Source organism: Intestinibacter sp. (genome assembly GCF_022780145.1).
In the GTDB taxonomy this organism is placed as follows: Bacteria; Bacillota; Clostridia; order Peptostreptococcales; family Peptostreptococcaceae; genus Intestinibacter.
Map to the genome: position 1 here is coordinate 1 of NZ_JALEXO010000015.1, position 22,911 is coordinate 22,911.

Genomic DNA, 22,911 nt, shown 5'->3' on the forward strand with positions numbered 1-22,911 from the left:
TAAGATCCCAGGAAGACTACCTGGTTGATAGGTCAGAGGTGTAAGTGCAGTAATGTATTTAGCTTACTGATACTAATAGATCGAGGACTTGACCAAATGAATAATGCCTTCATTAAATGTTTGCAATTTTGAAAGTGTTAATTTATTATGAAAATTTGAGAAAGCAATGAATTTATTTTGTAGATAAATTTTTTATATAAATTAGCATATAAAGATTATGTGGTTATTATAGCAAAGAGGATACACCTGTTACCATTCCGAACACAGAAGTTAAGCTCTTTAGCGCTGATGGTACTTGGTGGGTGACCGCCTGGGAGAGTAAGACGTAGCCACGTAGTCTTTTTTTTATTACATAAAAAAAGAGACTCAATTAGACGGAGACTAAAGGAGTCTTATTAAGAGTTATATACTTTTGAGATAATTTATTTTAATTTTAAATTGTTAGTATTGTTATTTATAAGATATATTTCTTATGGATATTTCTTATATTATAATAATACTACTTTTTTTATATGATTTCAATACTTTTTATTATGTTTTGTTATATTTTAAAATGTTTTATTCTGTTTTGTTGATTACAGATATAGACAATATACGACAAATTGTAAACTAGAAATTAAATATTATGTATGAAATAAATACTATAAAGTGCTATTATAGTATTTTGTATAGATTTTAAAAACAAAATTAAAAAAATAATTTTTTAGAATTTAATAATAATAATAAGTATAAAAAAGGATGATCGCAAATGAGCTTTGCAATCATCCTTTATAAATTTATCTATCTATTTTATTAATCTTATTCATTCATATATGGGTTACTCTTATCAGTGAAGTCAGTATGTAGATATTCGTGAGCTTCGTGTCCGCCTCTCTTACCTAAGAAGTTAGCATATAATGTTAATATGTCTTCATTCTTATGAGATTTACGTTGAGTCTTATTAGAGTCTATTGCATATAAAGCAGCACCTCTAGCTTTAACTTTTTCGAAGTCTCCATGATGGAATGGTTGTCCACCACCGTCTACGCATCCACCTGGGCAAGCCATGATTTCTATCATTTGATATTTAGGTTCTCTACCAGCAGCTAAGTCTGCTCTTAATTCTTCTGCTAATATTCTTGCATTTCCTAAAGATGAAGCAGCAGCAACTTTTACTTCTTTACCAGCTATGTTTATAGTAGCTTCTTTTATACCTTTGAATCCTCTGACTTCTACAAAATCTATACCATTGAATGGTAATTCCATCTTAGTTATGTCAGTGTAAGCAGTTCTTAATGCAGCTTCTAGAACACCACCAGTAACACCGAATATATCAGCAGCACCAGTTGAGTTTCCTAAAGGACTGTTGAATTGAGATTCAGGCATATGAGCTAAATCTATACCAGCTTCTCTTATCATTCTAGCGATTTCTCTTACAGATAATGATATATCAGTATCTTGTAAACCGTCTTTGCTTAATTGTTCTCTAGATATTTCGTATTTTTTAGCTATACAAGGCATTATAGATACGATTATTACTTCATCTGGTTTTTTGTCTAATACTTTATCAGCAAAGTAATATCTTGCTATTGAAGAGAACATACCTTGTGGTGATCTACAAGTTGATAAGTGTGGAATTAAATCTGGGAATTGAGTTTCACAGAATCTAACCCAAGCTGGACAACAAGAAGTAAACATTGGTAAAGTTCCACCAGTAGTTAATCTTTCTACAAATTCATTTGCTTCTTCCATTATAGTTAAGTCAGCACCGAAGTTAGTATCGAATACATAGTCAAATCCTAATTGTTTTAAAGCAGATATTAATTTACCTGTAGTTACAGTACCAGGATCTAGTCCGAATTCTTCACATATACTAACTCTTACAGCAGGAGCTATTTGAACTATAACAGGTTTTTCTGTTTGTTGTAATGCAGCCCAAGCTTCTTTAGAGTTATCTTTTTCTATTAAAGCATCAGTTGGACATACACTTACGCATTGACCACAGAATACGCAATCTGTATGAACTAAGTCTTGGTCGAAGAAAGTACCAACTATAGTGTTGAATCCACGGTTTAAACCAGAAAGAGCACCTACAGTTTGAACTTTATTACACATAGTTTCACATCTTCTACATAATACACATTTAGATGTATCTTTTATTATAGGTAGAGAAGAAGTATCAGGTTTGAAAGTTGATTTTTCACCTTTGAATCTGATTTCTCTTATGTTCATTTCAGATGCAAGTTTTTGTAATTCACAAGTACCACATTTATCACAAGTGAAGCAATCTTGTGGATGGTCTGATAATAATAATTCAACTACGTTTTTTCTATATCTTAAAGCTTCTGGGCTGTTAGTATTTACTACCATACCTTCTTTAACCATAGTACCACAAGCAGGTACTAATTTGTTTCCAGCAGTTACCATACAAACACGGCAAGAAGCACAGTCGTCTACGAATCCGATTTCTTCTATTTTCATATTACATAGACTAGGTATTTTTATATTTACTTGTTTTGCTGCATCTAATATCTTAGTTCCAGCAGGAACTGATACAGCTTTACCATTTATAGTTAAGTTAACTAAGTTCATTGATAAATTCCTCCTTAATAATTTAATAAAATTATTGTTTAAGCACTATACGTTAAATACTACATTTTTATGATAGCATCTTTCTTACATTTAGACATACAAGCACCACATTTTAGACATTTAGTAGTATCGATAACATGTTTTTGTTTCTTTTCACCAGTGATAGCATCAGCTGGACAATTCTTCTTACATAATCCACAACCTATACAGTTGTCAGTTATTACGTAATTTAATAGAGATTGACATTTACCAGCAGGACATTTTTTATCTTTAACGTGAGCTAAATATTCATCGTAGAAACAATCTAATGTACTAAGTACTGGGTTTGGAGCACATTTACCAAGACCACATAAAGAAGTGTTCTTTATAGTTAAAGCTAAATCTTTTAAGTCATCTAAGTCTTTTTCTTCAGCTTTTCCATCGCATATTTTATTTAACATTTCAAGTAATCTCTTGTTACCTATACGACATGGTGTACATTTACCACAAGATTCATCAACTGTGAATTCAAGGAAGAATTTAGCTATGTCAACCATACAGTCAGTTTCATCAAGAACAAGCATACCACCAGAACCCATCATAGATCCTATATCGCTTAATGATTTGAAATCTATTGGAGTATCTAGGTCTTTTTCTGATATACATCCACCAGATGGACCACCTGTTTGAACAGCTTTGAATTTCTTTCCGTTAGGGATACCGCCACCGATATCGTAAACGATTTCTCTTAAAGTAGTTCCCATAGGTACTTCAACAAGACCAACGTTGTTTATTTTTCCACCTAAAGCGAAAACTTTAGTACCAGTAGAATCTTCAGTACCATAAGAAGCGAACCATTTAGCACCTTTGTTTATTATTGCAGGAACGTTACCAAATGTTTCAACGTTGTTTACAGAAGTTGGAGCTTGCCATAAACCATGTTGAGAAGATGAGAATGTTTTCATTCTTGGTTCACCACGTTTACCTTCTATAGAATTTATAAGAGCAGTACCTTCACCACAAACGAATGCACCAGCACCATATTTTAATTGTATTTTGAAGTTAAATCCAGTTCCTAATATATTTTCACCTAAAACTCCAGCTTCTTCAGCTTGAGCTATAGCTATTTTTAATCTATCTATTGCAAGAGGATATTCAGCTCTTATGTAGATGTATCCTTCTGAAGCACCTACAGCATAACCAGCTATTGCCATAGCTTCTAATACACTGTGTGGGTCACCTTCAAGTAAAGATCTATCCATGAATGCACCTGGGTCACCTTCGTCAGCGTTACATACTATGAATTTCTTACCATTTACAGCAGGGTTTTTAGAAGCAGATTCCCATTTTCTTCCTGTAGGGAAACCAGCTCCACCACGTCCTCTTAATCCAGAAGCTTTCATTTCTTCAATAACTTCTTTAGGAGTCATTTCAGATAAACATTTAGCAAGTGCAGTGTAACCATCATTTGCTATGTATTCAGTTATATCTTCTGGGTTTATATGTCCACAGTTTCTTAAAGCAATACGAACTTGTTTTTTGTAGAATTCCATATCGCTATCTCTTTTAACTTTTTGGAAGTCTAGAGTTGGTTCTGCGAATAATAATCTTTCAACTACTTGGTTATTTTTTATATGACTTTCAACTATTTCAGCAGCATCTTCTGGTTTAACATGAACGTAGAATACGTTATCAGGATAAACCTTAACTATTGGACCCATTGCACAGAATCCAAAGCATCCTGTTAGATGTACCATAGCATGGTCTTCTAAACCAGCTTTTTTAATTTCATTTTTTAAATTTTCTATTATAACTAAACTTTCTGAAGAAGTACATCCAGTACCACCACAAACTAATATATCTCTTTTATCTGGTATTTCTTCAGTATGGTTTTCTCTTAAGTTAAGAATAGGTTTATATTCTTGGACAGCAGCTTTTAAATCAGCTATTGAATTTAATTTTTGCATCAATATTACCTCCCTAACAGCTTAATTCTAAATTTCTATAGTTGTCTAATATTTTTGGAACATCGTCAACAGTTACTTGACCGTATACTTTACCATTGACAGTAACAACAGGAGCTAGACCACAAGCACCTACACATCTTAAACTTTCAAGAGTGAATTTAAGATCTTCAGTAGTTTCGCCGTCTTTAATTCCTAATTCTTTTTCGAATTCAGCCATAACTTTGTCTGAACCTTTAACGAAGCAAACTGTTCCTAGACAAACACTTATCTTGTATTCTCCAATTGGGTTAGTAGAGAAGTAAGAGTAAAAGCTAACAACGCCATAAACAGTAGCAGGTGAAATACCTAATCTTTTTGCTATATGAAGTTGAACTTCTTTTGGTAGATATCCAAAAATTCCTTGTGCTTCTTTAAGAACAAAGATTAATGAACTTTCATCAGCTACTTCTAATGAATCGATTAGTTTATCTAATTCATCGAATAATTTTTGGTTTTGTGAAACGAAATCACACATACAAATCCCCCTTTTCAATTTTGAAATAATTAAAATTAATAAAATATACTAAATAAAAAATAAGATGTATTTATATTTTAAGTTTTAAAAATATGTTTATACAATATACAATATATACCATATATCGAAACATATCTATTAAAAATAAAAATAAAATGTAATATAAATAATTATAAAATTTTTAAATATTACATACACTATTATAATATATAAATGGATAAATTTGTAAAAAATCTGAAGATTATATTGAATAAAATTTATTTTTTTTAAATAAAATATTTTTAATAAGAAAATTTATTTGATTATTATAAAATTATTATAAAAAGTATTTAAATTGTATTATTGTGGGTAAAATATTTTTAAGTTAATATGTAAAAGTGCGAAAATAGTAATATATATTGTGGTATAATTGAGAAAGGTGAACTAATGTTCGAGAGAGGCGAGGTGATATTATGGATTTTAAAATAAAATCAGACTTTAAACCTACTGGAGATCAACCAGAGGCTATTAGGGAAATTGTAAACGCCATAAATCATAATGAAAAATTTTCGACTTTATTAGGCGTTACTGGTTCGGGAAAAACATTTACTATGGCAAATATAATACAAGAGGTAAAGAAACCGACTCTTATTTTAGCTCATAATAAGACGTTAGCGGCTCAGCTTTACAGTGAGTTTAAAGAATTTTTTCCTGATAATGCGGTCGAATATTTTGTGAGTTATTATGATTATTATCAACCAGAGGCCTATGTAGCTCATAGTGACACTTATATAGAAAAGGATGCGAGTATAAATGATGAAATAGATAAATTACGTCACTCGGCTACAGCATCGATTTTAGAGAGAAAAGATACGATAATAGTATCTTCTGTATCTTGTATTTACGGTATAGGGGATCCTAAAGATTATAAGGATTTGATGTTATCTCTAAGGGTAGGTATGCAGGTCGAGAGAGATGATATTATTAAAAAGCTAGTAGAGATACAATACGAGAGAAACGACATCAATTTTGTCAGAGGAACATTTAGAGTTAGGGGAGATGTCGTTGAAATTTTCCCTGTAAGCAATGATGAAAGAGCGATTAGAGTAGAATTTTTTGGAGATGAAATAGATCGAATAACAGAAATAGATTACGTTACAGGAAAAATAATAGGTACGAGAAACTATACAGCTATTTTCCCTGCATCACATTATGTTACAACTCCAGAGAGAATAGAGGAGGCTATAAAATCCATAGAAAAGGAATTGGAAGAGGTCGTTCAAGAATTTAAGGATAATGACAAATTGCTTGAAGCACAGAGAATAGAGCAGAGAACAAAATACGACATAGAAATGCTTAAGGAATTGGGATTTTGCCAAGGAATAGAAAACTATTCTAGACATATTACAGGGAGAAAACCAGGTGAAAAACCATATACTCTTATGAATTTCTTTCCAGATGATTTTCTGTTGATAGTAGATGAATCACACGTTACAATACCACAGGTTAGAGGGATGTATGCAGGAGATCAATCTAGAAAAAAATCATTAATAGATAATGGTTTTAGACTTCCTTCTGCTTATGATAATAGACCTTTAAATTTCTCTGAATTTGAGGAAAATATAAATCAAGTTCTATTTGTTTCAGCTACTCCGGGACCTTATGAAATAGAGCATTCGACTACAGTAGCACAGCAAATTATAAGACCTACAGGTCTACTTGATCCTATTATAGAAGTTAGACCGATAGAAAATCAAATAGATGATTTAGTCGGAGAAATAAATAAGGTTATAGAGAAGAATGAAAGAGTATTGATTACTACATTGACTAAGAAAATGAGTGAGGATTTAACTAATTATCTAAAGGAAATAGGTATAAAGGTAAAATATCTACATTCGGATATAGTTACTTTAGAGAGAACTGAAATAATAAGAGATTTAAGACTAGGTGAATTTGATGTATTAGTTGGTATAAATCTATTGAGAGAGGGATTAGACATTCCTGAGGTGTCTCTAATAGCTATTTTAGATGCAGATAAGGAAGGTTTCCTACGCTCTGAAACTTCTTTGATACAAACAGTTGGACGTGCAGCTAGAAATGCAGAGGGTAGAGTTATTATGTATGCAGACAAAATTACTCGTTCTATGGCAGCCACTATTGAAGAAACTGCAAGAAGAAGGGAAATACAATCGCTATACAATGAAGAACACGGTATTATTCCTAAAACTATTCAAAAAGATATCAGAGATAATATAGAAACTCTTAAACTAGCTGAGGAAGAAGAAATTTATGGAATATCAGATACAGATGATAAGGAACAAATTAAAGCAAATATAGAAAAATTAAAAGCTGAAATGATGGAAGCAGCTACTAATTTACAATTTGAAAGAGCTGCTGAGTTGAGAGATAAAATCAAAGAACTGGAAAATAAGATAAATTGACATAATTTGATATAAACTGAGATAAATTGACATAAATTGTATAAAAAATAAATTAATCAGGAAAAATGTAAAAATAATAGAAAGGAATTTATAATGGAAGATAAAATAGTCATAAGGGGAGCTAAAGAAAATAACTTAAAAAATATAGATTTAGTTATCCCTAGAAATAAATTCATAGTATTTACAGGATTATCGGGTTCAGGAAAATCTTCATTGGCGTTCGATACGATTTACGCAGAGGGTCAGAGAAGATATGTAGAGAGTCTTTCATCTTATGCTAGACAATTCTTGGGACAAATGGAAAAGCCAAATGTAGAGTATATAGAAGGACTTTCGCCTGCTATATCAATAGACCAAAAGACAACTTCGAGAAACCCAAGATCGACAGTTGGTACAGTTACAGAAATATACGATTATCTAAGACTTTTATTTGCCAGAGTAGGAGAAGTATATTGTCCAGTATGCGGAAATAAAATAAGTCAAATGACTATACAGGAAATAGTAGACAAAATACTAGAATTTCCAGAAAGAACTAAAATACAAATACTGTCTCCTATAGTTAGGGGTCAAAAAGGAACACATAAAAAGACACTTGAAAATATAAAAAAGGAGGGCTTCGTAAGAGTTAGAGTAAACGGAGAAAATTACGAGGTTACAGATGAAATTGAACTAAGCAAGAATAAAAAGCACAATATAGAAGTAGTTGTGGACAGAATAATAGTCAAAGAAGGAATCGAAAATAGACTTTCTGATTCAATTGAAACTGCTGTCAAACTATCAGATGGACTTGTAATCGCTCAAATTATAGGTGGAGAAGAGGTTTTATATTCTACTAAGTTTGCATGTCCAGATCACGGTATAGGGATAGAAGAGCTGTCTCCAAGAATGTTTTCATTTAATGCGCCTTTTGGAGCTTGTGATGAATGTAAAGGTCTTGGAGAAAGTAGAACAGTAGATAAGGATTTAGTAATTCCTAATAAGGACTTATCTATAAATCAAGGTGCAATTGCAGCTTGGGGGTCTGTGAGCAAGAACAATGATACCTACTACAGCAAAATGGTAAGAAGCTTAGCAGAGACATTTGGCGTGTCTTTAGATGTTCCGTTTAAAGAGTTACCAGAAGACTTTGTAGAAGAGTTACTTTACGGCAAAAATAACGTAATGGTAGAGTTTGAATACGATTCTAAATATGGAGGAAGAAGACATTATAAAGCTCCATTTGAAGGTGTTATTGTAAATCTAGAGAGAAGATATAACGAAACATCTTCAGAATATTCAAAGGAAAAAATAGAAGAATTTATGGCGGAAACACCTTGTCCAAAATGCCACGGAAACAGACTTAAAAAAGAAGTTCTATCAGTAAAAATAAACGGAAAAAATATAATTGAAGTAACAGAGCTTTCAATAACTGAGTTAATAGATTTTATAGATAATTTGCAGTTAAGCGAAAAAAATCAATTTATTGCTCAGGAAATATTAAAAGAAATTCGTGAAAGAGCATCTTTCTTAAGAAATGTAGGATTGGAATATTTAAACCTGTCTAGAAAGGCTGGAACTCTATCAGGTGGAGAAGCTCAACGTATAAGACTTGCTACCCAAATAGGCTCAGCATTAGTCGGAGTATTATATGTGCTAGACGAACCAAGTATAGGTCTTCATCAAAGAGACAATGATAAGTTAATAGCATCACTACAGAATTTAACTAAGTTAGGAAATACACTGATAGTAGTTGAACACGATGAAGATACTATGAGAGCAGCAGACCACATAGTAGATATAGGACCAGGAGCAGGTATACATGGTGGTGAAATAGTTGCTCAAGGTACATTAGAGGAAATAATAGCAAATCCAAACTCTATAACAGGAATGTACTTGAGTGGAAAGAGAAAAATCGAAATTCCAGAAACTATTAGAGAAGGAAATGGAAAATTCATAGAAATAATAGAAGCAAGTGAAAATAACCTTAAAAATATAGATGTTAAAATACCTTTAGGTAAATTCGTCTGTATAACAGGTGTTTCTGGCTCAGGAAAAAGTACTCTAATAAACGAAATTTTATATAAGAGCGTGGCAAATAAAGTAAATAAATCTAAAACTAAGCCAGGGAAACACAAGGACATAAAAGGAATCGAAAATATAGATAAAATAATAAATATAGATCAAAGTCCTATAGGAAGAACACCTAGATCAAACCCTGCTACTTATACAGGTATTTTCGACTATATAAGAGATTTATTTGCTATGACAAATGAAGCTAAAGCGAGAGGATACAAGAAGGGAAGATTTAGCTTCAATGTAAAAGGTGGAAGATGTGAAGCTTGTAAAGGCGATGGTATAATAAAAATCGAGATGCATTTTTTACCTGATGTATATGTGCCTTGTGAGGTTTGTAAAGGAGAAAGATATAATAGAGAAACATTACAGGTTAAATACAAGGATAAAACTATATCTGATGTACTAGACATGAATGTAGAAGAAGCATTGGAATTCTTTGAAAATATACCTACAATAAAAAGAAAATTAGAGACACTAATGGATGTCGGACTTTCTTATATAAAATTAGGTCAGCCATCGACTCAATTATCAGGTGGAGAAGCTCAAAGAATAAAACTGGCGACAGAATTAAGCAAGAGACCAACAGGTAAAACACTGTACATCCTAGATGAACCTACAACAGGATTGCATATGGCAGATGTAGAAAGATTAATAGATGTTTTACAGAGATTAGCAGACACAGGAAACTCTATAGTAGTTATAGAACATAATCTAGATGTTATAAAAAGCTGTGATTATATAATAGACTTAGGTCCAGAAGGTGGAGATAATGGAGGTACAATTGTAGCTACAGGAACTCCAAAAGAAATTTCAAAAGTCGAAAATTCTTATACAGGACAATTTTTAAAGAAGTATTTTGAATAGAAAAAGGAGATATTTGATGTTTGATATTCAAGAACAATTAAAATTACTGCCAGATGAACCTGGTGTTTATTTGATGAAAAATAAAAATAACAAAATAATCTACGTGGGGAAGGCTATTTCACTAAAAAATAGAGTTAGACAGTATTTTCAATCATCAAAAAATCATTCATCCAAAGTAAAGTCTATGGTAAGTAACATCGCCTCCTTTGAATATATAATTACTGATTCTGAATTAGAAGCGTTAATATTGGAATGTAACTTAATTAAACAGTATAGACCTAAATACAATGTCTTGCTTAGGGACGATAAAACATATCCATATATAAAGGTTACAGTAAATGAAGATTACCCTAGAGTTATGAAGGTAAGACGAGTACTAAAAGACAAGGCTAAATACTTCGGTCCGTATACAAATGTAGGTGCAGTAAATGATACTCTAGAGATCATAAGAAATATATATCCGATAAGAAACTGCAACGTAGATATAGCTAAGGCAATTAAAAATAATGCAAGACCATGCTTAAATCATCACATCAAAAAATGTGTAGGACCATGCACAGGAAACGTGTCAAAGGAAGAATACAGAAAAATGATAGATGAGATATTGATGTTTTTATCTGGAAAAGAAGAAACATTGATAGAAATTTTAAAAGAGAAAATGAATGCATGTGCTATGGAGTTTAACTTTGAAGAAGCTGCTATCTACAGAGATAAGATAAAGAATTTAGAAGAGATAATGGAAAAACAAAAAATAGATGCTTCTAGTTCAGACGTAAATCAGGATATAATAGCGTTGGCTAGGACAGAACAAGAAGCCTGTGTTCAAGTTTTTTTCATTAGAAATGGTAAAATTATAGGAAGAGAACATTTTATATTAGAAGGAGTAGATGGAAGCTCATCTGACTCTGTATTAGGTTCATTTGTAAAGCAATTTTACATGCAACAAGAGTATATACCGAAAGAAATAATTATAGATGAAGAAATAGAAGACAATTATATACTGGAAGAGTGGCTAAGTCACAAAAGAGGAAGCAAAGTGACTATTAAAATACCACAAAAAGGAGAAAAGAAAAATTTAGTTGAAATGGTTAGAAGGAATGCTATGGAGTATCTAAATAAATTTTCTAATTTAAATAAACAAAAATACGAAAAAAGCATAGGAGCTCTAACCCAGCTAACAGAGTTACTTGAACTTGAAACAGTACCTAAAAGAATAGAAGCCTATGATATATCTAATATTCAGGGTGTTGATTCAATAGGGACTATGGTCGTGTTTACAGACGGCAAAAAAGACAGAAAAGAATATAGAAGGTATAAGATTAAAACCATAGTAGGACCAGACGATTATGGATCAATGGCAGAAATTATAGGAAGAAGAATTAAGCACGATAATCTACCGGATTTAATTTTACTAGATGGAGGTAAAGGTCAAGTAAGTGCGGTTCAAAAGGTACTTAACGATAATAACCTACAAATACCTTTGTGGGGAATGTTTAAGGATGATAAACATAGAACAAAGGGCTTAGTAAATAAATCTCGAGAAATTGTGCTAGATAAAACAACAAATTTATATAGATTTGTTGCAACTATACAAGAAGAAGTCCATAATTATGCTATAACATATCATAGAAGCTTGAGAAAAAAATCTATTACAAAATCTGTATTAGATGAGATACCAGGCATAGGCGAAACAAGAAAGAAAAATCTTTTAAGCCATTTTAAAAGTATTGAAAATATAAAGGCTGCGACATTTGAGGAATTATTAGAGGTAGAAAGCATAAATAAAACAGCTGCAGAGAATATTTATAATTATTTTAGATCGGAGGAATAAACATGGAATCACAAGAAAAAGTTGCGATATCAGATATCGTCAGGGATTTGGAGCTTAATGTAGTTTACCAACCAGAGGATAAAGAATTTTTTGTGGAATCGCAAGATGTAAATAGAACAGGGTTAGCGTTAGCTGGATATTTTGAGTATTTTTCATTTGACAGGATACAAATAATAGGTAAAGGTGAATATACTTACTTTAAAAATATAGATAAAGAAAGAAGAAGAGAAATTTTAGATAAATTATTTTCTTATGATATACCTGCCTTAGTTATTACAAGGGGATTGGAAGTTGATGAAGATATAATCGAAGCAGCTAAAAGACATGAACGTGTGCTTATAAGTAGTGAGAGAAATACTACTAGATTTATTAATAAAATATCTAATTATCTAGATCATAGATTAGCACCACGTGTAACAATACATGGAGTGTTAGTGGATGTATATGGAATAGGTGTTTTAATAAAGGGAGAAAGTAGTATAGGTAAATCAGAAACAGCCCTTGAGCTTATACAAAGAGGTCATAGATTAGTTGCCGATGATGCAGTTGAAATAATTAAATTAGATGACGATAGATTAGTAGGTCAAGCTCCAGAACTATTGAGACATTACATGGAAATAAGAGGTATAGGAATAATAGATGTTAGAAGTCTATATGGAGTTGGTGCAGTGAAAAATATGAAGGAAATCAGCTTAGTTCTTCATCTTGAAAATTGGAATCAAGAAAAATACTACGATAGATTAGGTTTAGATAAAGAATACGAAAAAATATTAGGAAAAGAAGTAGAAAAACTTGTAGTTCCAGTAAAACCAGGTAGAAATACAGCTATGATAGTAGAAGTTGCGGCTATGAATCATAGACAAAAGATAATGGGATACGATGCAGCTGTAGAATTCACTAAAAAATTAGCTCAAACAATTCAAAAGTAAATTTAAAAATAACTTAAAATTTACCTTAAATTAATACGATATTTAAAAACCTCCTGTATTATTTAATTAAAAAATATAGGAGGTTTTATAATGAAAATAGTAGATAATCATGTGCATACACATTTTTCGATAGATGCAAAGGATACAATGGAAGATGTTATAAAAAGAGCTATAGATATAGGTGTAGATTGCCTTACTTTTACTGATCATCTAGAGTTCAATACAGACCATTTTTCATTAGATATTCTAAAATATACAGAACAAATATCTAAATATAAAGAAAAGTACAGTGATGAAATAGAGCTATTGACAGGTATAGAGGTTGGATATCAAAGTCATTTAAATAAAGAAATAAATAAAATATTAAATTCAACAAAATTTGATTTTGTATTATGTTCAACTCATACAATAGATAAAATACCTGTGTCACATAGAGATTATTTTGAAGGACTTAGCAAAGAGGAAGCATATAGAAAGTATTTTGAGTCTATACTACAAACTAATAAAGAATTTAAAAATTACGATATTTATGGTCATTTGGATTATATAAATAGATATGCAATCTATGAAGATAATAAAATTATATATGATGATTATAGAGATGTATTAGATGAAGTTTTAAAAACTATAATAGATGGAGGAAAAGGTATAGAATTAAATACTTCAGGATATAGATATGGTTTAAATGCTATACATCCTAATATAGATATAGTTAGAAGATATAAAGAGCTAGGTGGAGAAATAATAACTTTGGGATCTGATTCGCATAGAGCTATAGATGTATGTGCGGATTTTGATAAATCCTATGAAATGTTAGATTATTTAGGATTTAAATATGTATCTATTTTTAAAAATAGAAAATGTGAGTTTATACCTATATATCAAAATATATATCACACTGCATAGTATAATCTTGGTATATTTATAATTTTTCATTTCTATAAAAACATATCTAATCAAATCTAAAAATAAACAAATCTACAATAATGATAATAAATTAATAAAGTAAAGAGCCTATTTAATTCAAAATGTAAGTAAAAAATGGATTAAATAGACTTTTTGTTTTTAAAAGTAAAGTGAGAGAATACATAATATGTAAAACATATGTTATATAATATATAAAATTGTGATATCATGTAATTAAAGAGTAAAAAATAGATATTGAATTTATTAATTATCAGAAATAAAAGTTTAAAATTATCTAATATTTTAAATTAAATTTAAAACCGTAATAAAGGAGTTAAGGGATATGGGGAATGAATTAAACCATTTTGATGAAAAAGGTAATGCTATAATGGTAGACGTTACAGAAAAAAATATAACACAACGTGAAGCTATTGCAACAGGTACAATTTTTGTAAATGAAGAAACATTTAAAAGAATCAAGGAAGGAACTATTGCAAAAGGTGATGTACTTGGAGTAGCTAGAGTTGCAGGAATTATGGCAACTAAAAAAACATCAGAGTTAATACCTATGTGTCATCCATTAATGATTACAAAATCAAAAATAGATTTTGAATTAAATGAAGAAGAAAAAAGTGTAACTGCTATATGCACAGTTAAGCTTGCTGGAAAAACAGGAGTTGAAATGGAAGCTTTAACTGGTGTAAATGTAGCTCTTTTAACTATATACGATATGTGTAAAGCAATTAATAAAGGTATGGTAATATCAAATATTCACCTTGTTAAGAAAACAGGTGGAAAAAGTGGTGAATACCTATTTGAAAAATAATATAAAGATTAATATCAAACAATATGTTTATATAAATTTTAATGTTTTCGTATATTAATCATTAAAAATGGAGGAAATAACAATGATTGATAAATTAAATAGAAATATTGAATATTTAAGAATATCAGTTACTGATAGGTGTAATCTAAGATGTACTTATTGTATGCCAGAAGAAGGTGTTCCTGAAATAAAGCATGAAGATATTCTTTCTTTTGATGAGATTATAAGAATATGCAAGGTCGTAGCTAAATTGGGAATCAAAAAAATAAAAATTACTGGAGGGGAGCCTTTAGTTAGAAAAGGTATAGTAGAATTAATTAGAGAAATTAACGATATAGATGGAATCGATGAAATTACAATGACTAGCAATGGCGTATTACTTGATGAAATGGTAGAAGATTTAAAGGATGCAGGAGTAAGCGCTATAAATGTAAGCTTAGATACATTGAATAGAGAGAACTTTGCAAAAATAACTAGAAGAGATAAAATGGATCAAGTAATAAATGGCATCAAGAAATCTGTTAAATTAGGAATTAAAACTAAAATTAATTGTCTAGTTATAAAAGAGCATAATTACAATGAGCTTTGCGATATAGCTAGACTTGCAAAGGACGATAATATTCAAGTTAGATTTATAGAATTGATGCCTATAGGATGCGGTAAACAATTTACAGGTATACCAAATGAAGAAATTCTAAAAATGCTTGAAGATGAATTTGGAGAATTCGAAATAGTAAAAGAAAAACTTGGAAATGGTCCGGCGAGATACTATAAAAATAAGGATTTTAAAGGTTGCATAGGATTTATAAGTGCTATTAGCAATGAATTTTGCGAAGAGTGCAATAGAGTTAGATTAACTTCTAATGGATTTTTAAAATTATGTTTACATTATAATAAAGGTATAGATTTGAGAGAGCCTTTGAGAAATGGAATCAGCGATGATGATCTAAAAGACAAAATCTATAAAGCTATATACAATAAACCTATACACCATGAGTTTTATAAATATAACAGTGTAGATGTCGAAGAAAAGAATATGGTCGAAATAGGTGGATAAAATATTAAATTAAAATTAATTTTATTAATTATAATGATGAGGAGGATATTTTACAGTGGGAAAAATAATAGCAGTATGTACCAGTGAAAAAAAAGGTGTTCAAAAGAAAGCAGTTGATGAAATAACTTTAATTCCAGATTATGGTATAGAAGGTGATGCTCATGCTGGAAAATGGCATAGACAAGTAAGTTTATTATCATATGAAAGAGTACAAGAGTTTAACGCTTTAGGAGCAGGTGTTGATCATGGTGCATTTGGAGAAAATCTTATTGTTGAAGGATATGATTTAAAAACTATACCAGTTGGAACTATATTTGAATGTAATGGTGTAGTATTAGAAATAACTCAAATAGGTAAAGAATGCCACAGCCATTGTGAAATTCATAAAAAAATGGGAACATGCATAATGCCTACTAATGGTATATTTGCAAAGGTAATCAAAGGCGGAACAATAAAAGCTGGAGATGAAATAGTAATAAGAGGAGAAAAATAATATGTATAGAGTTGCAATAATAACAGCCAGTGATAAGGGTTCGAGAGGAGAAAGAGTAGACGAAAGTGGAGCAAAAATAAAAGAAATAGTTTCAAGCTATAATTACGAAGTAGTTCATTATAAAGTATTGCCAGATGATAAAGAAACTCTTGCAAATGAAATGAAATACATATGCGATAACGATGTAGCAGATTTAATATTAACTACAGGTGGAACAGGATTTTCTGCAAGGGACAATACTCCAGAAGCTACATTATCAATAGCCGACAAACTAGTTCCAGGAATACCAGAAGCTATGAGAGCGTATAGTATGCAAATAACTAAGAGAACTATGCTTTCAAGAGCAGTTTCTGTTATAAGAAAAAATACTTTAATTATAAATTTACCAGGAAGCCCAAAAGCAGTTAAGGAAAATTTAGATTTTATCGTGGATTCTTTGGATCATGGATTAGATATACTAAAAGGAAATGCTAGCGAATGTGCTAGAAAATAATTTGATTCTAATTTAATTCAACCACTTGGTATTGATTTATTTTATACTAAGTGGTTTTTTATTTGTAAAAATAGTTATGGTTATTTTAGAAAAGAAAAATATAATAAATATAGAAGAATAGAAAGTTTCGACAAAATAATAGTTTTAAATTGTTTTAGGAAAAAATAGGAAAACGTTGTTGACAATATGAAATTATAGTGATACTATTTAATTAAGATAATTAATAAAATTCAGTAAATTTCTCCGATCTCATATTTCCTAAGGTTTATGCTATGGAAGATGAGGCCGTAGGGTATATTTAGAAATTTATATGCCTCCCGTTGGAAAGGAGATAGTATTATGAAGTAATATTACTCATATTCCAAGGGGATAATACAGAAAATATCGCCATTTAAATGAATATTACTTCATTTGGATGGCGTTTTTTATTGTAGGTAAAAATAAAGGGGGATACGAAGATGTATGGTTATGTTGGAAAAGTTTTAAGAATAAACTTAACAGATGGAAAAATAAGTACTGAAGCTTTAAAAGAAGATATAGCTAAGAAATTTATAGGTGCTAGAGGTTTAGGTGTAAAATATTTTATGGATGAAGTAGATCCTAAAGTAGATCCATTAAGCCCAGAAAATAAATTAGTAATAGCTACAGGTCCAGTAACAGCTGCTCCAATGCCTACAAGTGGTAGATATATGGTAGTAACTAAATCACCACTTACAGGAACAATAGCAATATCAAACTCTGGTGGTAAATGGGGAGCTAAATTTAAAAACTGTGGATATGACATGGCTATCATAGAAGGTAAAGCAGATAAACCAGTATATATCTATATAGAAGATGATAAAGTTGAAATAAAAGATGCAACTCCTTATTGGGGAATGGTATCATCAGAAACTGATGCAAAATTAAAAGAAGCTCATCCAGGTGCTAACGTATTATGTATAGCTCCAGCTGGAGAAAAATTATCTCCTATCTCAGCTATAATGAATGACGTAGATAGAGCTGCTGGTAGAGGTGGAGTAGGTGCTGTTCAAGGTTCCAAAAACTTAAAAGCTATAGTTGTTAAAGGTAGCGGAAAAGTTGAAGTACCAGATAAAGAAAAAGCAGCTGCAGTAAATAAAGAAAAAGTTAATATACTTAGAAATGACCCAACTGCAGGCCAAGGTCTTCCAACTTACGGAACTGCTATACTTGTTAACATAATAAATGAAAATGGTGTTCATCCAGTTAAGAACTTCCAAGAAGCATATACACCACAAGCTGACGAAATAAGTGGTGAAACTATGACTGATACTTGCTTAGTTAAGAAAAATCCTTGCCATAGATTTCCTATAGCTTGTGGTTGATGGGTAAGATTAAAAGACGGTACTGAATGTGGTGGACCAGAATATGAAACATTATGGTCATTTGGTTCAGACTGTGGAATCTATGATTTAGATGCAATAAATGAAGCTAATATGCTTTGTAATGAATACGGTCTAGATACAATTTCTGCTGGTGCAACTATAGCTGCAGCTATGGAATTATATCAAAGAGGATTTATTAAAGATGAAGAATTAGCAGCTGACGGTTTATCTCTAAAATGGGGTGACGTTGATGCTATGGTTAAATGGACTGAAAAAATGGGTAAAAGAGAAGGATTTGGTGATAAATTAGCACTAGGTTCTTATAGATTATGTGAATTATATGGAGAAGAAGCTCTTCAATACTCTATGACTGTTAAAAAACAAGAAATGCCAGCTTACGATCCAAGAGGTATACAAGGACATGGTATAACTTATGCAGTAAATAACAGAGGTGGATGCCATATCAAAGGTTACATGATAAGCCCTGAAATACTTGGTGTTCCAGAAAAATTAGATAGATTTGAATTAGAAGGAAAACCTGCTTATGCAAAAGTATTCCATGATTTAACAGCTGTAATAGACTCTATGGGTATGTGTATATTCACTACATTTGGTCTAGGTGCTCAAGATTATGCTGATATTTACAATGCTGTATGTGGTGATACTTACACTGCAGATACTATAATGGAAGCAGGAGATAGAATCTGGACATTAGAAAAAATATTCAACCTAAGAGCTGGAATAGATAAATCTCAAGATACATTACCTAAGAGATTATTAGAAGAACCAATACCAGGTGGACCATCTGAAGGTCATGTTCATCAATTAGATAAATTATTACCAGAATACTATGCTGTTAGAGGTTGGGACGAAAACAGTATACCAACTGAAGCAACATTAAAGAAATTAGGATTAGAAGAATACAACGAAGTACTAGAACAATTTAGATAGAAAAAAACTTTAAATTAAATATTGCCAACCGCTTTATATAAGTAAAATAACTTTAAGTATACAACGCTATTATTTTAATAGTGTTGTATACTTAAAAAAAATATATATAGAGGGGTACTTTGTGGTACTATAAAATATATATATTTTTTTTAAAAGAGAGGTGAAAATATGAAGGTAGAAGTTCGACTTTTTGCGACATTTAGAGATGGTAGAGAAAAGAAGCAAATTATGGAATTAGAAGAGAATAGTACAATTTTAGATGTTCTAAACATTGTTAACATTGAAGAAGATGAAGTTGCAGTAATGCTTCTAAATGGAATTGATGGACCAAGTGACAGAACTTTGAAGGAAAATGATGTAGTCTCTCTATTTCCTCCTGTAGGTGGAGGTTGATTTTATTATGGTGGAAAAAAGATATACAAGAAATGTAACTACGTTAACTGAAGAAGAAAATAATAAATTACATGATTTTCGCGTTTGTGTAATAGGATGCGGAGGTATTGGCGGTTATATTATTGAAATGCTTGCAAGAATTGGTATTGGAAGCATTACTGCTGTTGATATGGACGTATTTGACGAAACTAATTTAAACAGACAAATTCTAAGTACTGAAAAAGTTATAGGAAATAGAAAGACTGATGAAGTTAAAAAGAGAGTAAATGAAGTAAATTCTAATGTCAAAATTTCTGTAATTGATGGTGCATTTAGCGAAGAAAATAGCTGTGATATAATAAAAGATCACGATGTAGTAGTAGATGCATTAGATAGTATTCCTATGAGACTTGTGCTGCAAGAAGCTTGTAAAAAAATGAATATACCAATGGTTCATGGAGCTATTGGAGGATGGTATGGACAAGTATGCACTGTATTCCCAGGAGATGATACTTTGACTAAAATTTATAAAAAATCATCTAAGGGTGCAGAAAAGAAATTAGGTAATCCATCTTTTACACCTGCTAACATAGCATCTATTCAGGTTAGTGAAGTTATAAAATTGTTATTGAATAAAGGCGAATTATATCGAAATAGAGTTTTATTAATAGATCTATTAGATAATTCATATAATATTATAGATTTATAATGCAATTTTTTGTTTAAATCTATATATAAGTGTAGTAAAATAGTTTTTTTTATTATTTTTCTACATTATTTTTGATATGCATTTTTAATATGTACTTATGTATGATTTGTATGTATTTTGTATATTATTAGAATATTATAAATTTTAAAAAATAAAAGTTGACAATTCATGTATTAGGTCAATATAATTAAAGTATAAGGTAGCACTTATAACAAAATAAAGATATATTTTGTAAATATGGGGGAAAACGTTATACTATGTATACTTTTGAGATTTTATATTTACAAGTTATAGATTTATGTATGTAATAGTAAGATACACAATAGTGTGTATTGCTACAAATATAAAACCAAGGGGGAAATTAGAATGTACAAATTTTATATGCCAAATGTAAGTTTAATGGGACCTGGATGCGCAGATAGTCTTCCAGCTGAAATCAAAGCAAGAGGATTTAAAAAAGCTTTAATAGTTTGTGGTAAAAGATCTGCTGCAAGTGCTGAATTAAAAGGAATATTAGATAACCTAGATGCTAATGGTATAGGTTATGTTGTTTATCCTGGTTCAGTTCCAAACCCAACTGTAACTGCAGTTATGGAAGGTGTTAAAGTTTTACAAGCTGAAGGTTGTGACTTCGTAATGTCATTTGGTGGAGGATCTCCTCATGACTGTGCTAAAGGTATAGCTTTAGTTGATGCAAATGGTGGAAACATAAAAGATTATGAAGGTGTTAACAAATCTGCTAAACCTCAAACTCCATTAATAGCTATAAATACTACTGCTGGTACTGCTTCTGAAATGACAGTATTCTGTATAATCACTGACGAAGAAAGACACGTTAAAATGGCAATAGTTGACGAACATACTAACCCAGTATTAGCTGTAAACGATCCTAACTTAATGGTAAGTATGCCTAAAGGATTAACTGCTGCAACTGGTATGGATGCTTTAACTCATGCTGTTGAAGCTTACGTTTCTACTGCTGCTACTCCAGTAACAGATGCTTGTGCTGAAAAAGCTATAAAATTAATCCAAGGATACTTAAGAGATGCTGTTAAAGATGGTAACGATATGGTAGCTAGAGATAAAATGGCTTACGCTGAATTCTTAGCTGGTATGGCATTCAACAATGCTTCATTAGGATATGTTCATGCTATAGCTCACCAATTTGGTGGATTCTATAACTTACCACATGGTGTATGTAATGCTATATTACTTCCAGCTGTTCAAGAATACAACGCTCAAGTTGTTCCTGATAGATTAAAAGACGTTGCTGCATTTATGGGTGTAGACGTTGCTGGTATGAGTGATGAAGAAGGTGCTGCTGCTGCTATAGCTGCAATCAAAGAATTATCTGCTGACGTAGAAATACCTAAAGGATTTGAAGAATTAGGAGCTAAGAAAGAAGACTTCGATATATTAGCTACTAACGCATTAAAAGATGCTTGTGGTGCTACAAATCCAAAACAAGCTACTAAAGAAGAAATAATCGAAATATTAAACAAAGTATTCTAATATTCATAAAGGATAGATTAGATTTACATATTTGTTAATAATTACATTAAATAAATAGAGGAAGAGCGAACTTGTAAAGTTCGCTCTTTTTCATTGTAAAAAAATCGTAAACTTATTACGAAAAGTATTTAATTACTACTGTTATTGTTATACAATTGACAAAAGTAGATAAAATGTGATACCATATAATTGATAAAAAGTAATTAATAAATTAATTCTCCGATTTTATATTTCTAAGGGCATTTGCTTATGAAGTATAGAACATTGGGTATATTATAGAAATATATATGCCTCCCATACAAGAAAGAAAAACGTTTACGTTTTTTTAGGAAAGGAGATAGTATTAATTGAAATTTTCAAATTTCTGCAATTGTATTTATTGAGAATTATTTTATTAATGAATAATTTTAAAATCATATTTATATACATTCAAGCAATTTCAAAAATCAAATCTTATTCTCAAATACCTACAGTTGTATCTACTCCGAGAATTATTTTATTAATTTTAACTACTAATAATATATTAATTTAACAAATATATATTTTTTAGAAAGGAATTTAATATGCAAATTGGAATCGGAGAAGTTATACAAATTGTAGGAAGATCTCTTTATGTAACAGTTACTGCTACATTAATCGCAATGTTTTTTGGTATTATTTTAAGTATATTTATTTACTTAAAAGATTTTAAATTAAAAAAACAACTTATGTTAGTAGTAAATGCACTAATGAGTACTCCACCAGTAGTAATGGGTCTTGTAGTATTTCTTATGTTGTCCAAAAAAGGACCTTTAGGTAGCTTTGAACTGTTATTTACTTGTCCAGCGATGATAATAGCACAAGTTCTTCTTTTAATACCGATGTCTATTAGTTTAATTGTAGATGCATTAAATAAATGCGGTGAAGATATACTGATTACATGCAAAATATTACAAGTAGAAAAGATAAAACAAAAATGGATATTTTTTAAAGAAATAAAACCTTATCTAGCGACTATATTAATAACTGTTTTTGGAAGAGGAATCTCAGAAGTAGGGGCAGTAATGCTAGTCGGTGGAAATATAAGAGGAAAAACTAGAGTTATGACTACTTATATTTCTCAATCCACATCTATGGGTA

16 protein-coding genes, 2 rRNA genes, 1 pseudogene and 2 riboswitches are annotated in these 22,911 nt (G+C 30.7%); of the genes and pseudogenes, 16 read left to right on the plus strand and 3 right to left on the minus strand.

The window, feature by feature from the left end:
• Both MR593_RS00555 and rrf read left to right on the plus strand, forming a co-directional pair.
• Window positions 1-96 (plus strand): 23S ribosomal RNA (locus MR593_RS00555); the annotation flags it as partial.
• 122 nt (window positions 97-218) lie between these two features.
• Window positions 219-335 (plus strand): 5S ribosomal RNA (gene rrf / locus MR593_RS00560).
• A 463-nt stretch (window positions 336-798) separates the two neighbouring features.
• On the opposite strand, the gene MR593_RS00565 is transcribed toward rrf, so the two are convergent.
• From MR593_RS00565 to MR593_RS00575, 3 genes are read right to left on the minus strand one after another with little or no spacing between them, the layout of a single operon-like run.
• Entirely contained in the window at window positions 799-2,571 is a 1,773-nt protein-coding gene (locus tag MR593_RS00565) for an NADH-dependent [FeFe] hydrogenase, group A6 (protein ID WP_290685762.1), read from the minus strand.
• 59 nt (window positions 2,572-2,630) lie between these two features.
• Complete coding sequence (locus MR593_RS00570) at window positions 2,631-4,517, minus strand: NADH-quinone oxidoreductase subunit NuoF (protein ID WP_290685765.1); 1,887 nt, start codon at window positions 4,515-4,517, stop codon at window positions 2,631-2,633.
• 13 nt (window positions 4,518-4,530) lie between these two features.
• Window positions 4,531-5,031 (minus strand): NADH-quinone oxidoreductase subunit NuoE family protein, encoded by a 501-nt coding sequence (locus MR593_RS00575; RefSeq protein WP_290685768.1) that lies wholly within the window; start codon window positions 5,029-5,031, stop codon window positions 4,531-4,533.
• A gap of 452 nt (window positions 5,032-5,483) precedes the next feature.
• Between MR593_RS00575 and uvrB the strand changes: the two genes are divergently transcribed.
• The 14 genes and pseudogenes from uvrB to MR593_RS00645 all read left to right on the plus strand — a co-directional run.
• Entirely contained in the window at window positions 5,484-7,451 is a 1,968-nt protein-coding gene (gene uvrB / locus MR593_RS00580) for an excinuclease ABC subunit UvrB (RefSeq protein WP_290685770.1), read from the plus strand.
• A gap of 93 nt (window positions 7,452-7,544) precedes the next feature.
• The gene (gene uvrA / locus MR593_RS00585; protein ID WP_290685772.1) at window positions 7,545-10,370 is read left to right on the plus strand and encodes an excinuclease ABC subunit UvrA; all 2,826 of its coding nucleotides are present in this window, start codon (window positions 7,545-7,547) and stop codon (window positions 10,368-10,370) included.
• Between the two features lie 16 nt (window positions 10,371-10,386).
• Window positions 10,387-12,201: an excinuclease ABC subunit UvrC gene (gene uvrC, locus MR593_RS00590; RefSeq protein WP_290685775.1), complete on the plus strand. Its 1,815-nt coding sequence runs from the start codon at window positions 10,387-10,389 to the stop codon at window positions 12,199-12,201.
• Window positions 12,202-12,203: 2 nt separating this feature from the next.
• Window positions 12,204-13,130 carry an HPr(Ser) kinase/phosphatase gene (gene hprK, locus MR593_RS00595; protein ID WP_290685778.1) on the plus strand — a complete coding sequence of 309 codons (927 nt, stop codon included), beginning with the start codon at window positions 12,204-12,206 and terminating at the stop codon, window positions 13,128-13,130.
• A gap of 90 nt (window positions 13,131-13,220) precedes the next feature.
• Window positions 13,221-14,036 (plus strand): histidinol-phosphatase HisJ family protein, encoded by an 816-nt coding sequence (locus tag MR593_RS00600; RefSeq protein WP_290685781.1) that lies wholly within the window; start codon window positions 13,221-13,223, stop codon window positions 14,034-14,036.
• Window positions 14,037-14,379: 343 nt separating this feature from the next.
• Entirely contained in the window at window positions 14,380-14,862 is a 483-nt protein-coding gene (gene moaC / locus MR593_RS00605) for a cyclic pyranopterin monophosphate synthase MoaC (RefSeq protein WP_290685784.1), read from the plus strand.
• Between the two features lie 82 nt (window positions 14,863-14,944).
• Window positions 14,945-15,919, plus strand: a complete 975-nt coding sequence (gene moaA / locus MR593_RS00610) for a GTP 3',8-cyclase MoaA (protein WP_290685787.1) — start codon at window positions 14,945-14,947, stop codon at window positions 15,917-15,919.
• Between the two features lie 55 nt (window positions 15,920-15,974).
• Complete coding sequence (locus MR593_RS00615; RefSeq protein ID WP_290685790.1) at window positions 15,975-16,412, plus strand: MOSC domain-containing protein; 438 nt, start codon at window positions 15,975-15,977, stop codon at window positions 16,410-16,412.
• A 1-nt stretch (window position 16,413) separates the two neighbouring features.
• Window positions 16,414-16,905: a MogA/MoaB family molybdenum cofactor biosynthesis protein gene (locus tag MR593_RS00620; RefSeq protein ID WP_290685793.1), complete on the plus strand. Its 492-nt coding sequence runs from the start codon at window positions 16,414-16,416 to the stop codon at window positions 16,903-16,905.
• A 229-nt stretch (window positions 16,906-17,134) separates the two neighbouring features.
• A riboswitch (molybdenum cofactor riboswitch) is annotated at window positions 17,135-17,253 on the plus strand.
• A 110-nt stretch (window positions 17,254-17,363) separates the two neighbouring features.
• Window positions 17,364-19,199, plus strand: a pseudogene (locus tag MR593_RS00625) (aldehyde ferredoxin oxidoreductase family protein).
• 168 nt (window positions 19,200-19,367) lie between these two features.
• Window positions 19,368-19,592, plus strand: coding sequence for a MoaD/ThiS family protein (locus MR593_RS00630; protein WP_290685797.1), 225 nt, complete (start codon window positions 19,368-19,370; stop codon window positions 19,590-19,592).
• A 7-nt stretch (window positions 19,593-19,599) separates the two neighbouring features.
• Window positions 19,600-20,280, plus strand: a complete 681-nt coding sequence (locus tag MR593_RS00635; RefSeq protein ID WP_290685800.1) for a HesA/MoeB/ThiF family protein — start codon at window positions 19,600-19,602, stop codon at window positions 20,278-20,280.
• 366 nt (window positions 20,281-20,646) lie between these two features.
• Entirely contained in the window at window positions 20,647-21,792 is a 1,146-nt protein-coding gene (locus tag MR593_RS00640) for an iron-containing alcohol dehydrogenase (RefSeq protein WP_290685803.1), read from the plus strand.
• A gap of 205 nt (window positions 21,793-21,997) precedes the next feature.
• Window positions 21,998-22,145: riboswitch (molybdenum cofactor riboswitch) on the plus strand.
• Window positions 22,146-22,355: 210 nt separating this feature from the next.
• Window positions 22,356-22,911: ABC transporter permease (locus tag MR593_RS00645; RefSeq protein ID WP_290685806.1), on the plus strand; the 556-nt coding region annotated here is incomplete at its 3' end.